Below are 13,073 nucleotides of genomic sequence, written 5' to 3' on the forward strand. Positions count from 1 at the left end.
GGTCCGCCCCGGCCGCCGACCCACCCAGGGCCTGCCGGACAGGCCCTGTCACGACCAGGGAGAACGCGATGAACGACACGTGGGACCACACGTACGACGTGGTGGTCGTCGGCTCCGGCGCCGCCGGCATGGCCGCGGCCCTCACCGCCCGGCTGCGCGGCCTGACCGCCCTGGTGGTGGAGAAGACCGAGGTCTACGGCGGCTCGACCGCCCTGTCCGGCGGCGCGATCTGGGTCCCGGACAACTTCCACCTGGACGAGGCCGGGCTCGGAGACACCCCCGAGAAGGCCCGCGCCTACCTGGACGCCACGGTCGGCGACCGGGTCCCCGCCGCACGCAAGGACGCCTACGTCACCCACGGACCGCGGATGGTGCGCGAGCTCCACGACCGCACGGCCGTGCGCTTCGTCTACACCCCCGGCTACTCCGACTACTACCCCGAGCGGCTCGGCGGCTACCCGCAGGGCCGCTCCGTCGAACCGCAGGTCTTCGACTTCCGGAAGCTCGGCCCCGAGCAGCGCGCCACCATGCGGCGCGCCGGACTCCCCACGTACGGCCTCACCATCACCTCCAAGGACTTCCGGCAGCTGAACATGGTGGGACGCACCTGGGCCGGCCGCCGCACCGCCGTCAAGGTGGGCGCCCAGGCGGTCAGGGCCCGGCTCTCCGGCCAGGAGCCGCTGTCCCTCGGCGAGGCGCTGATCGCCCGCATGCGCCACTCCCTCGACGCCCTCGGCGCCGACCTGTGGCTGTCCGCCCCGCTGACCGGGCTCGTCGAGGAGGACGGCCGGGTCACCGGCGTCCGCGTCACCAGGGACGGCCGGGAACTGACCGTCCGGGCGAACGGCGGCGTCGTCCTCGCCTCCGGAGGCTTCTCCCACGACCAGCGGCTCCGCGAGAAGTACCTGCCGGCGCCCACCTCCACCGCGTGGAGCTCCGCCTCCGAAGGACAGACCGGCGACGCCCTGGAACCGGCCGTGGCCCTCGGCGCCGCGACCGACCTGATGGACAGGGTCTGGGGCGCGCCGTCGGTGGTGCCCCCCGAGGGCAAGCCGTTCTTCCTGGTCGCCGACCGGGGCATCCCCGGCATGGTCATCGTGAACGAGGCGGGGGAGCGCTACGCCAACGAGGCCGCCCCGTACCACGAGTTCGTCGACGCGATGTACGCGAACGACCGGCCCGGGGCGGGCACGGTGCCGTCCTGGCTGATCCTCGACGCCACCGCGAAGGCCCGCTACCTCTTCATGGGCCTCTTCCCGGGCCAGTCCTTCCCGAAGCCCTGGCTGGAGAGCGGCTTCGTGAAGAGGGCCGCGACCGTCGAGGAGCTGGCCGCCCGCATCGGCGTCGCCCCCGAGCGGCTGCGCGCCACCGTCGACCGCTTCAACGGCTTCGCCCGCACCGGCCGCGACGAGGACTTCCACCGCGGCGAGAGCGTCTACGACCGCTACTACGGCGACCCGACGCTGCCCAACCCCAACCTGGCGCCGCTGGACAAGGGCCCGTACCACGCGATCCCCGTCCACCCCGGCGACATCGGTACCAAGGGCGGCCTGGTCACCGACGCCACGGCCCGCGTCCTGCGGGAGGACGGCAGTGCCATCGACGGCCTGTACGCCTCCGGCAACGTCTCGTCCGCCGTCATGGGGGAGACCTACCCGGGCCCCGGCGCGACCATCGGCCCCGCCATGACCTTCAGCTGGCTCGCAGCCGACCACATCTCCCGTACGCGCTCCGCCGGGGCGCGGTGAGCGCCCCCGTGACGGACCTGCGGGGCAGCACGGTGATCGTCACCCCGACCGACCGAGGAGAACCCCTGATGGCCGCCGATCTGACAGGAAAGGTCGCGCTGGTCACCGGCGCGGCACGCGGCATGGGCGAGGCCGAGGCCCGCCTCTTCGCCGCCCTCGGGGCGAAGGTCGTCCTCACCGACGTCCTGGAGGCGGAGGGAGAGGCGACGGCCGCCTCCCTCGGCGCCGCCGCCCGCTTCGTACGCCACGACGTCACCGACGAGGAGTCCTGGGCGGCGGCCGTGGACACCGCCCTGGAGGCCTTCGGCCGGCTCGACGTCCTCGTCAACAACGCCGCCGTCTACTCCACCTCACTCATCACCGACGAGGACCCGGCCCGCCTGGAGGCGATCCTCCGCGTCAACCTCATGGGCCCGTTCCTCGGCATCCGCGCCGTCGCCGCCGCGATGCGGGCGAGCGGCGGGGGCTCCATCGTCAACATCTCCTCGCAGGCCGGCCTCCAGGGCATCTGGGGACACGGCGCGTACGGAGCCGCGAAATGGGGCCTGCGCGGCCTCACCAGGACGGCCGCCCTGGAACTCGGCGGGGACGGCATCCGCGTCAACTCCGTCCACCCCGGAGCCATCGCGACGGCCATGACCGCCCACCTGGGTACGAAGGACCATCCCGCCGCGCCCCTCGGACGGGTGGGGGAGCCCGAGGAGGTCGCCCGGCTCGTCGCGTTCCTCGCCTCCGACGACGCCTCGTACCTGTCCGGCGCCGAACTCGCCGTGGACGGCGGTGCGTCGGCCGGCCGCATGCCGGCCCTCACCCCGAAGGGAGAGCACGAGTGAACCGAACCCCGAAGGGAGCGGACGCGTGAACAAACCCCGAAAGGAGAGCACGAGTGAACCGAACCCTGAAGGGAGCGGACGCGTGATCCGGCCCGACCCCGACGTGCAGGCGGTCATCGACCTGGCCACCGCGGGATTCCCCCCGCTGGCGACCGAGATGACGGACATCGCCGAGGTGCGCGCCTTCTTCGCCGCCCGCCCCCGGCCGGACGTCCCCCACCCGCCCGTCGCCCGCGTCGCGGACGAGGACGCCGACGGCGTGCCCGTACGCGTCTACGACCCGGGCGTCCACGAGACCAGCCCCGTGATCGTGTTCTGTCACGGGGGCGGCTTCGTCCTCTGCGACCTCGACAGCCACGACGCCTTCTGCCGTTCCCTCGCCCTCGCCACGGAGGCGACCGTCGTCTCCGTCGACTACCGCCGCGCCCCCGAGCACCCCTTCCCCGCCGCCCCCGAGGACGCCTACACGGCCCTCCTCTGGACGGCGGCGACGTTCCCGGGCCGCCGCATCGCCGTCGCCGGGGACAGCGCGGGCGCCAACCTCGCCACCGTCCTCACCCTGCTCGCCCGCGACCGGGGCGGCCCCGAGATCGCCTGCCAGGCGCTCTACTACCCGATGCTCGACCCCACCCGCTCCCGCCCCTCGCACCGGGAGAACGCCCAGGGGTACTTCCTCACCGCCGACCACCTGCGCTGGTACTGGGACGGCTACCTGTCGTCCCCCGCCGACCGCACCAGCCCCTACGCGGCCCCGCTGGCGGGCGCCGACCTGTCCGGGCTCCCGCCCGCCCAGCTCGTCACCGCGGGTTTCGACCCGCTGCGGGACGACGGCCTGGCGTACGCGGAGGCCCTCACCGCCGCCGGGGTGCCCGTGGAGACCCGGCACCACGCGGGGATGTTCCACGGCTTCCTCTCCATGGCGGGCGCCCTGCCCGCGGCGGCCGAGGCCCGCGCGGCCGCCTTCGCCGCCCTGCGCAAGGCCCTCACCGCGCCCTGATCCGCCGGCACGCGCGCGTACGCCCCGCCCCTCACCCGATCAGGTGAGGGGCGGGGCGCTTTCCAGGTGCCGGCGCGGTCTCAGCGGCGTATCAGCTCGAACCCCTTGTACCCCGAGGCCGCGACGTCCGCGATGATCTCCCCGTACACCCCGAAGCCGCCGATGAACGGCATGAACACCCGTGGCTTGCCCGGGATGTTGGCCCCCAGGTACCAGGAGTCGGCCTCCGGGAACAGGGTGGCGGCCGCCCGGTCGCGGCACTGCGCCACCCACTGCTCGACGGCCTCCCCGCTCGCCTCGATCGCCCGGTAGCCGTGCTCGTCCAGATGGCGCAGGCAGTCGGCCAGCCAGTCGCCGTGCTGCTCGGCGCAGAGCACGACGTTGGCCATGACGGACGGGCTGCCGGCACCCGTCAGGCTGAACAGGTTCGGGAAGCCGTCGACGCCCAGGCCCAGATAGGTGCGGGGACCCCCGCTCCAGACCTCCTTCAGGCTCCGGCCGCCGCGCCCCCGGACGTCCACCCGGTCGATCGCGCCGGTCATCGCGTCGAACCCGGTCGCGAACACGATCGCGTCGAGATCCACCCGGCTGCCGTCGGCCAGCACGACCCCGCCGCGGTCGATCCGTTCGATCGGGTTCTCCCGCAGGCCCACGAGCCGCACGTCGTCACGGTTGAACGTCTCGTAGTAGTGCGAGTCCGTGACGATCCGCTTGGTGCCGATCGGGTGGTCCGTCGGCACCAGCAGGTCGGCGGCGGCCGGGTCCTCGATGACGGCACGGACCTTCTCCTCCCAGAACGCCCGCGCCTCGTCGTTCGCCGCGCGGTCGGTGAGCTGGTCCGGGAACGTCTTCGAGTACAGGACGCCCCCGAGTGCCCAGCGCTCCTCGAAAGCGGCCCGCCGCTCCTCGGGGGACACCCCGAACGTCGCCGAGGGGTGCGCCTCGTGCGGCGAGCCGCCGCCGCTCAGCCGGGAGAGGCGACGCCGCTCGGCGTATGCGGCCTTCTGCCGGCGGCGCGTCTCGTCGTCCAGGGGCCTGTTGCCCGCCGGGACGCTGAAGTTGGCGCTGCGCTGGAAGACGGTGAGGTGCGCCGCCTGCTCGGCGATCAGGGGGATCGCCTGGATGCCGGAGGAGCCGGTGCCGATCACGCCGACGCGCAGTCCCCCGAAGTCCACGCCCTCGCGCGGCCAGGCGCCGGTGTGGTGGACGGCGCCGGCGAACTCACCGGCCCCCGGGATGTCCGGCACGTGGGCGCTGGACAGGCAGCCGACGGCGAACACGCAGAACCGGGCCGACACCACCTCGCCGCCGTCCGTGCGGACCGTCCAGCGCAGCGTCTCCTCGTCCAGCTCGGCCGAGGTCACCGAGGTGCCCAAGGAGTAGCTGCGGCGCAGGTCGAAGCGGTCGGCGACATGGCGCAGATAGCGGATGATCTCCGGCTGCGTCGCGTACTTCTCGCTCCAGTCCCACTCCTGCTGGAGCTCCTCGTCGAAGGAGTACGAGTAGTCCACGGACTCCACGTCGCAGCGAGCGCCGGGGTAGCGGTTCCAGTACCAGACGCCGCCCACGTCCCCGCCCCGCTCGAAGCCGCGCACGCTGTGGCCGAGACCGCGCAGCTTGTGCACGGCGTACAGACCGGTGACGCCCGCTCCGACGACGACGACGTCGACGGACTGGATCTTGCTGTCGTTCACGTTCGTACTCTCCTCATCGGGTGGTGGTGTTCTCCGCCGACCGCCGCAGCGCCCTCTTGTCGACCTTGCCCGCCGCGTTGTGGGGGAGGGCCGGGAGGGCGTGGAAGGCGCGAGGGACCTTGAAGTTGGCCAGCCGCTCACGCGTGTACGAGGTCAGCCCCGCCGCGTCGACCCGGGCCCCGGCCGCCGGTACGACGTACGCGACGCCGACCTCCCCGAGCCGCGCGTCCGGCGCCCCGACGACCGCCGCGTCCAGGACGTCCGGGTGGCCGCGCAGCACCTGCTCCACCTCCGCCGGGTACACGTTGAACCCGCCCACCACGAACATGTCCTTCAGCCGGTCGGTGATCCGCAGGAACCCGCGCTCGTCGAGGATCCCGACGTCCCCCGTGTGCAGCCAGCCGTCCGCGTCGACGGCACGCGCGGTGGCCCCGGGGTCGTCGAGGTAGCCGTGCATCACGTGATAGCCGCGGGTGAGGATCTCGCCGGGCTCCCCGGGCGGCGCGTCGATCCGCAGCTCCGTGCCCTCCAGGGCCGTCCCGGAGGTCCGGGCCAGGGTCTCCGGGGACTCGTGCGGCGGGCAGATCGCGACCACGCCCGTGGACTCGGTGAGACCGTAGGCGGTGTTGACGCTCCGCGCGCCGAGGTTCGTCCTGATCTCCTCGATGAGCGCGGTGGGGATGTTCGCCGCGCCCGTGACCGCCATCCGCATGGCGCTCAGGTCGTACGCCTCGCGCTCGGGATGGCGGATGAGCGAGGTGAAGACCGTCGGGGCGCCGGTCAGGACGGATATCCGCTCCTCCTGCATCCGGTGGAGCACGGCGTCCGCGTCGAAGACCCGCTCCGGGAGGACCGTGGCCCCGTGGAGCAGGCAGGCGAGGACGCCGGCCTTGTAGCCGAACGTGTGGAAGAAGGGGTTGACGAGCAGGTAGCGGTCGCCGCGCCGGAGCGTGACCGTGCGGGCCCAGGCGTCGTACACGCGCAGGTTCTGCCCGTGGGTGGTGGGCACGCCCTTGGGGCGGCCGGTGGTGCCGGAGGTGAAGAGGATGTCGGCGGTGTCGCCGGGCCCCACGGCGGCGGTGCGGGCCAGCCGGTCCTCCGCGGTCACCCCGTCGGCACCCGCGAGGAACCGCGGCCAGTCCGCGGAGTGCAGGGTCACCGTCCGCTCCAGGAGCGGGAGTTCCTCCCCCGCGTCCGCGAGCAGTGCCCGGTAGTCCGTCCCCAGGAAGTCGTGCTCGGTGAACAGCAGCCGGGTGCGGGAGCGGCGCAGGATGTCGGCGGCCTCGGCCGCCTTGTAACGGGTGTTCACCGGGACCAGCACCCCGCCGGCCGCCACCGCGCCCAGCGCGGCCACCACCCAGCGCGCGCTGTTGGGCGCCCACACGGCGACCGAGTCGCCGGGGCGCACCCCCTGCGCGATCACCGCGCGGGCCGCCCGGTCGACCCGCTCGCGCAGGTCCGCGAACGTCCAGCGCTCCTCGCCGAAGACGAGGGCCTCCTCATCCCCGTACCGCTCCGCGGCCCAGTCCGCGAGCCGGGCGATGGTCTGCGCGCCCCTCATGATCTGTCACGTCCTCCCTGCTGCCCCGTCCCCCGGCGGGGCGCGGGCGGTGGAACCACAGCGGAGGGGAGCGTGTCAGGGAGGGGCGTCCCGGCGCAGGGTCCGTTTCCCGCTCACCGGGAAGGTGCCGGCATTTCCTCCGCCACTGACGAGCGGTCCGGACCTGTCTCTCGGTCCGGACCGCTCACCGCGTGCTGCTTCTCGCTAGGCCTCGCTAGGCCGCGTGGCCCGCCGGGTGGAAGTTGATGCGTTCTTTGGTGACGGGGAAGCCGGCCTTGGCGAAGTTCGCGGCCATGGGGACGTTGCCCCGGTCCGTCGCTCCGCTGACGAACTCCGCGCCCTGCTCGACGAGGAGGTGGGTGCACTCCGCGAGGAGGTCGTAGGCGTAGCCGCGCCCGCGGTGTTCCGGGACGACTCCGATGAAACCGATGGTCGGGCCGGAGGGGTTGTGGGCCGGGATGTGGATGCCGGCCAGGTCGCCCTCCGGTGTGTGGGCGGTCTGCCACCACTCCCGCGGGGAGGGGCACCAGTGGAAGAAGTCGAGTTCCTCCTGGGCGGCCTGGTCGAGCCCGCCCTCCTCCACGGCCCTGAGCGCGTGGGCGTCCAGGGTGGCGGAGTGGATGCGGCGCAGCGCGTCGAAGAAGACGGTGTCGTCGGGTTCGGCGCTGAACCGCAGGCGTCCGGGCCGCTCGGGCAGGCCCTGTTCCGGGGTCCATCGGTACAGGAAGCGTTCCACCAGGAGTTCGTACCCCGCGGCGCGTGCGGCGGCGAAGCGGGCCTCGGCGGCGGCGCGCAGGTCGGTCCTCTCCCGCCAGCCGCCGGGCAGGTTGATCTCCAGTTCGACCTGCCAGGGAGCGGAACGCAGGAGTGCGGCCCCGGCCTCCTCCTCGCCCTCGGCCACGTCGAACCAGTTGATGTTGACGGGCTCCGCGTCGTCGGGACCGCCCCACCACGCGCCGCGTGCGACGACCTCGCCGTCGCGCAGGGCGACGCGCTTCCAGTCGGGGCGGAAGCGGGTACGCCGATGGCCCTCACGGGCGCCGAGGGGGTCGGGGAGTGCGTCGAAGAGATGTGCGTCGCTCGTGGAGAGCGTGCGGATGACCGGATCGGTCATGGGTTCCTCCGGGAAGAAGACTGCTCGGAGCGCTCCCGGTCAGAACTGACGAACCACGCCGGGGCAGCGGAAGAGGGAGCGCGGGAAAGGTGTGAACTGCACGGCACTCGCCTCCTTCCGTTCGTTACGCGGCGTGAAGCCACACCGTACGTGATCTTCCGCGGATGCGTCCACGGATTTCCGAGCCGTGGCGGGCGAAATACAGATGCAGACGATACGTATCGTCTTCTATCGTGGGGCCATGCACTTCCACCACTTTCTCTGAGTCCCGGCACGGCTGTCGCCGCCGTCTCCGATGCCCCTCGACACCCACTCAGGAAAGTGCCGCCATGCGTGAACGCGCACAGCTCTCGGTCAAGGACGTCACCAAGTCCTACGGCCTCCGGACCGTCCTCGACCGGGTCACCTTCACCGTCCGGCCCGGCGAGAAGGCCGCCGTCGTCGGTGAGAACGGTTCCGGCAAGTCCACCCTCCTGCGGCTGCTCGCCGCGGCCGAGACCCCGGACGCCGGGGAGATCACCGTCGGCTTCCCCGGCGGCACCGGCCATCTCGGCCAGACCCTCGACCTCGCGGCGGACCGCACGGTGCAGGACGCCGTCGACCTCGCCCTCCGCGACTTCCGGGCCATGGAACACCGGCTGCGCGCGGCGGAGGAGCGCCTCGGCGAGGCGTCGCCGGACGAACTCGCCGCGTACGGCGAACTCCTGACCGCCTACGGGGAGCGCGGCGGATACGAGGCGGACGCCCGCGTCGACGCCGCCCTGCACGGCCTCGGGCTCGCCGGCATCACCCGCGACCGCGCGCTCGGCTCGCTCTCCGGCGGCGAGCAGTCGCGCCTCGCGCTCGCCGGCGTCCTCGCCGCGGCCCCGGAGCTCCTGCTCCTGGACGAGCCGACCAACCACCTCGACGCGGCGGCCGTGCGCTGGCTGGAGGAGCGACTGCGCGCCCATCGCGGCACCGTCGTCGCCGTCACCCACGACCGCGGCTTCCTGGAACGCATCGCCACCACCGTCCTGGAGGTGGACCGGGACACGAGGACCGTGCGCCGGTACGGAGACGGCTGGGCCGGCTACCGCGCCGCGAAGGCCGCGGCCCGGCGCCGCGCCGAGCAGGAACACGCGGCCTGGCTCCTGGAGACGGCCCGCGCCGAGGAGCTGCTCGACGCCGCAGGGCGGCGCCTGGCGACCACCGGAAGGGACCCGGGCCAGGGCTTCGGCAAGCACCGCCGCTCGCACGAGGCGAAGCTCGGCGGGCAGGTCCGGGCGGTCCGGGAGCGCCTCGCCCACCTGCGGCGCGACCCGGTCGCGGCACCACCCGAACCGCTGCGGTTCACGGCGACGCCGCTCACGGCCGACGGCGGGCCTCCCGGCGGAGGACCCCTCGCCGAGCTGCACGGCGTGACGGTCGGCGAACGGCTGCGCCTGGACGGGACGCTGGCCGTCGCGCCCGGTCAGCGCCTGCTGGTCACGGGCGGGAACGGGGCGGGCAAGACCACGCTCCTCCGCGTCCTGGCGGGCGATCTCGAACCGGACGCGGGCACGGTGCGCCGCCCCGGGCGGATCGGGTACCTCGCGCAGGAGCTGCCCGATCGCTCCCCGCGGATCCCACTGCTCGCCGCCTTCGCGGCCGGCCGGCCGGGGCCGCCGGAGGAGTACGCCGTACCGCTCCTCGCGCTGGGCCTGTTCCGCGAACAGGACCTGCACGTCCCGGTCGCGGCGCTGTCCGCGGGGCAGCGGCGGCGCCTGCAGATCGCCCGACTGGTGACCCGGCCCGCGGACCTCCTCGTCCTCGACGAGCCGACGAACCACATCGCGCCCGACCTCGTCGAGGACCTGGAGACGGCGCTCGCGGGCTATCCGGGCGCGGTGGTCGTGGTCTCCCACGACCGCGGCTTCCGCGAGAGGTTCCCCGGGGAGCGCCTGGAGATGCACGGCGGCCGGAGGCGCGACCGCTCCTGACCGCGGGGCGCGGGAGCGGCCGGACGGGCGGTCAGCGCACGACCAGAGCGGGCACGACCGTGCGCAGTACCTCGGCGGACAGGACACCCTCCCGTACGAGAACGGGGACGTCGCCGGTCAGGTCGACGATCGACGAAGACACCGGTCCGGCGGTCCGCCCGCCGTCGAGGTACACCGCCACCGAGTCGCCGAGCATCCCGAGGGCCGCGTCGCAGTCCTCCGGCGAGGGCCGGTCGGTGAGGTTCGCGCTGGAGACGGCCATCGGGCCGGCCGCGGCCAGCAGGTCGAGGGCGAGGGGGTGGTCGGGCATCCGCACGGCCACCGTGCCGCCGGTCTCGCCCAGGTCCCAGGAGAGCGAGGGCCGGTGGCGGAGCACCAGGGTCAGACCGCCCGGCCAGAACGCCCCGATCAGGTCCTCGGCCGTCTTCGGCAGCTCGGCGACCAGGTCGTCGAGTGCGTCCTTCGAGCCCACGAGCACGGGGGACGGCTTGTGCCGGCCCCGCCCCTTCGCGGCCAGCAGACCGGCCACGGCCCGCGGATCGAACGCGTCCGCGCCGATCCCGTACACGGTGTCCGTCGGGAGGACGACGAGACGCCCTTCCCCGAGGGCCGCCACCGCCGCTTCGATGCCGGCCGACCGGCCCGAGGCGTCCGCGCAGTCGAAGCGCCGTGCCACGGGGCCGCTCACCGCGCGTCCTCGACGCCGTGCGAGGTCACGAGGCGCGCGCTGCCCTCGGCGAGCTGGTAGGCCAGTCCGACGACCGCCACCTCGCCCGTCTGCACCTGCTCCGAGAGGACCCGGGAACGGTCCATGAGCAGCTGCACCGTGTGCCTTATGTGCTCGTCGATGATGTCGCTGTCCTCCGTCAGGCCCGCGGCGCGGGCCGCGAGGACGCTCGGCGTCACGCGCTCCACCACGTCCCGGACGAAGCCGGCCGCCGGGAGACCGTTCTCCACCGCGGCGCGGGCGGCGGCGACGGCGCCGCACGAGTCGTGTCCCAGGACGACGACCAGCCGGCAGCCGAGCACGCTCGTGGCGTACTCGACGCTGCCCAGCACCTCGGCCCCCAGTACATGGCCCGCGGTCCGTACGACGAACAGGTCCCCGAGCCCCTGGTCGAAGATGATCTCCGCCGCGAGCCGCGAGTCGGAGCACCCGAGGATGACCGCGAACGGCTCCTGCCCGGGTTCGAGCTGCGCGCGGCGGGCGGCGTCCTGGTTGGGGTGTTCCGGCGTCCCGGCGACGAAGCGCCCGTTGCCGGAGAGCATGGCGTCGAGGGCGACAGCAGGAGAGGTACGAGGCATGCCCCCACTGTAACGAGCCGCTCCCGGCCCGCCTCCGGCCGGTCCCCGCGCAGGTCGGGGCCGGGCCGCCCCCCGGCCGCACGGTTTCAGACCGGTCTGACCACGCCTGTCTCGTACGCGAAGATCACGGCCTGCACCCGGTCGCGCAGCCCCAGCTTGGCCAGGATCCGGCCGAGGTGCTTCTTCACGGTGGGCTCCGCCAGACGCAGGGCCGCGGCGATCTCCGCGTTCGTCAGGCCGCGGGCGGTGTGGAGGAGGACCTCCCGCTCGCGCGGACTGAGCAGCCGGAGGCGCTCGTCACCGCCCGGGGCGGCGACGGGAAGCTGGTGCGCGAAGCTCTCCAGGAGGCGCCGGGTCACCCGTGGGGACACCACCGCGTCCCCGCGGGCGACGTCGCGGATCGCGGCGACGAGCTCCTCGGGCCTGGTGTTCTTGAGGAGGAAGCCGGACGCCCCCGCCTGGAGCGCACCGAAGGCGTACGCGTCGAGATCGAAGGTGGTGAGGACGAGCACCCGCGTCAGGGGTGACTCCCGCACCAGCCGGCGTGTCGCCTCGATGCCGTCGGTGCCCGGCATGCGTACGTCCATCAGGACCACGTCCGGCCGCAGTTCGCGGGCCAGACGGACGGCCGCCTCGCCGTCCGGGGCCTCGCCGACCGGCTCCAGGCCGGGCTCGGCGCGCAGGATCAGGGTGAACGCGACGCGCAGGAGCTCCTCGTCGTCCACGAGCAGGACACGGACGCTCATCGGCCGCCTCCAGCGGCCAGGCGCGCCGAGACCCGCCAGCCCCCGCCGGGAAGGGGGCCGGCGCCCAGGACACCGTCGTGGGCCGTCGCGCGCTGCCGCATCCCGGTGATGCCGCGCCCCGGCGCGGCGCCCGCCGCGACGGGGCCGTCGTCGGTCACCTCGACCGTGACGCCGCCCGGGTCGCAGGAGACGCGGACCTCGGCGCGCGTCCCGGCGGGTGCGTGCCGGAGCGTGTTGGTCAGGGACTCCTGCACGATCCGGTACGCGGTCAGCTGCGCCGCGGCGGGGACAGCGCAGGCGTCGCCGTCCATCCGCAGGGCGGTCGGCATCCCCACGGCACGCATCCGCGCGCACAGGCCGTCGAGCTGCGCCAGGCCGGGTGCCGGATGGCGTTCGGCCTCGGGTTCGCCGTCCTGGAGCAGTCCCAGCGAACGCCGCATCTCGGTCAGCGCCTGCCGTCCGGTCTCGGCGATCCGCTCGGTCACGGCGAGCGTGTCGGCCGGCCGTGCGTACACGACCGCGTCGGCGAGCGCGACGACGACGGACAGGTGGTGGGTGACGCCGTCGTGCATCTCCCGGGCGATCCGGGCCCGCTCCTCGGCCATCGCGAGCCGAGCCGTCCGGTCCCGCTCGCGTTCCAGGTGGGCGACGCGGTCCTCCTCGGCGGCGCGACGCAGCCGCAGGTTCAGCCCGAGCAGGCCGGACGCGGCGACCGCGGCGGTCAGCGCGGCGGCGGAGGCGAGGAACCGGCCCTCGGGCGCCCAGCGCGCCGCCGACAGTAGGACACCGGTCTGCAGGGCGGCCCCGGCCACCAGCGCCTGACGCCGGGGAGAGCGGGCGGCGACCGTGCCGAGGGCGATCAGCAGCGCGGCGTCGGCGGGCAACTGGACACCGAGCAGCCACTGCCCGCAGGCGACGGCGGCGATCACCCAGAACACGGTCAGGGGAGCCCGGCGCCGCCACACCAGCGGCAGCACCAGCGCCGTCTGGAGGACCACCCCCGTGGTGCCTTCGAGCCGCCCGGGTCCGAAGGTCACGGTGAAGAGCGCCGCCGCGAGCGCCGCGTCCCGCACGAGGACCGGCACGCGCGCCGCGGGGGCGAGGAGTGTCTTCATCT

General features: G+C 74.0%; 11 protein-coding genes. 4 read left to right on the top strand and 7 right to left on the bottom strand.

Annotated elements, in window-relative coordinates; all coding sequences use genetic code 11:
- Window positions 1-68 precede the first annotated feature (68 nt).
- The 3 genes from ACN9MM_RS35095 (at window position 69) to ACN9MM_RS35105 (ending at window position 3,578) form a co-directional block, all read left to right on the top strand.
- A complete protein-coding gene (locus ACN9MM_RS35095; protein ID WP_426367792.1) occupies window positions 69-1,748 on the top strand; it encodes an FAD-dependent oxidoreductase in 1,680 nt (559 codons plus the stop codon).
- Between the two features lie 68 nt (window positions 1,749-1,816).
- Window positions 1,817-2,581 carry a glucose 1-dehydrogenase gene (locus ACN9MM_RS35100; RefSeq protein WP_426368907.1) on the top strand — a complete coding sequence of 255 codons (765 nt, stop codon included), beginning with the start codon at window positions 1,817-1,819 and terminating at the stop codon, window positions 2,579-2,581.
- Window positions 2,582-2,663: 82 nt separating this feature from the next.
- Window positions 2,664-3,578 (top strand): alpha/beta hydrolase, encoded by a 915-nt coding sequence (locus ACN9MM_RS35105; RefSeq protein WP_426367794.1) that lies wholly within the window; start codon window positions 2,664-2,666, stop codon window positions 3,576-3,578.
- Between the two features lie 80 nt (window positions 3,579-3,658).
- On the opposite strand, the gene ACN9MM_RS35110 is transcribed toward ACN9MM_RS35105, so the two are convergent.
- From ACN9MM_RS35110 to ACN9MM_RS35120, 3 genes are all read right to left on the bottom strand, one after another.
- Entirely contained in the window at window positions 3,659-5,272 is a 1,614-nt protein-coding gene (locus ACN9MM_RS35110; protein WP_426367795.1) for a flavin-containing monooxygenase, read from the bottom strand.
- 13 nt (window positions 5,273-5,285) lie between these two features.
- Window positions 5,286-6,833: a FadD3 family acyl-CoA ligase gene (locus ACN9MM_RS35115; protein ID WP_426367796.1), complete on the bottom strand. Its 1,548-nt coding sequence runs from the start codon at window positions 6,831-6,833 to the stop codon at window positions 5,286-5,288.
- Window positions 6,834-7,047: 214 nt separating this feature from the next.
- The gene (locus ACN9MM_RS35120) at window positions 7,048-7,947 is read right to left on the bottom strand and encodes a GNAT family N-acetyltransferase (protein WP_426367797.1); all 900 of its coding nucleotides are present in this window, start codon (window positions 7,945-7,947) and stop codon (window positions 7,048-7,050) included.
- A gap of 329 nt (window positions 7,948-8,276) precedes the next feature.
- On the opposite strand from ACN9MM_RS35120, the gene ACN9MM_RS35125 reads away from it, so the two are divergent.
- A complete protein-coding gene (locus ACN9MM_RS35125; protein WP_426367798.1) occupies window positions 8,277-9,905 on the top strand; it encodes an ABC-F family ATP-binding cassette domain-containing protein in 1,629 nt (542 codons plus the stop codon).
- A 31-nt stretch (window positions 9,906-9,936) separates the two neighbouring features.
- Here ACN9MM_RS35125 and ACN9MM_RS35130 read toward each other — a convergent pair whose 3' ends face one another.
- The 4 genes from ACN9MM_RS35130 to ACN9MM_RS35145 form a co-directional block, all read right to left on the bottom strand.
- The gene (locus tag ACN9MM_RS35130) at window positions 9,937-10,581 is read right to left on the bottom strand and encodes an L-threonylcarbamoyladenylate synthase (protein WP_383692434.1); all 645 of its coding nucleotides are present in this window, start codon (window positions 10,579-10,581) and stop codon (window positions 9,937-9,939) included.
- A gap of 8 nt (window positions 10,582-10,589) precedes the next feature.
- Window positions 10,590-11,210: a carbonic anhydrase gene (locus tag ACN9MM_RS35135; RefSeq protein WP_426367799.1), complete on the bottom strand. Its 621-nt coding sequence runs from the start codon at window positions 11,208-11,210 to the stop codon at window positions 10,590-10,592.
- Window positions 11,211-11,296: 86 nt separating this feature from the next.
- Window positions 11,297-11,956, bottom strand: a complete 660-nt coding sequence (locus tag ACN9MM_RS35140) for a response regulator (protein ID WP_426367800.1) — start codon at window positions 11,954-11,956, stop codon at window positions 11,297-11,299.
- Complete coding sequence (locus tag ACN9MM_RS35145) at window positions 11,953-13,071, bottom strand: sensor histidine kinase (protein WP_426367801.1); 1,119 nt, start codon at window positions 13,069-13,071, stop codon at window positions 11,953-11,955. Before ACN9MM_RS35145 ends, ACN9MM_RS35140 begins: the two co-directional genes overlap by 4 nt.
- Between the last annotated feature and the right edge of the window lie 2 nt (window positions 13,072-13,073).

Source organism: Streptomyces sp. E-08 (assembly GCF_049913095.1).
Taxonomy (GTDB): Bacteria; Actinomycetota; Actinomycetes; order Streptomycetales; family Streptomycetaceae; genus Streptomyces.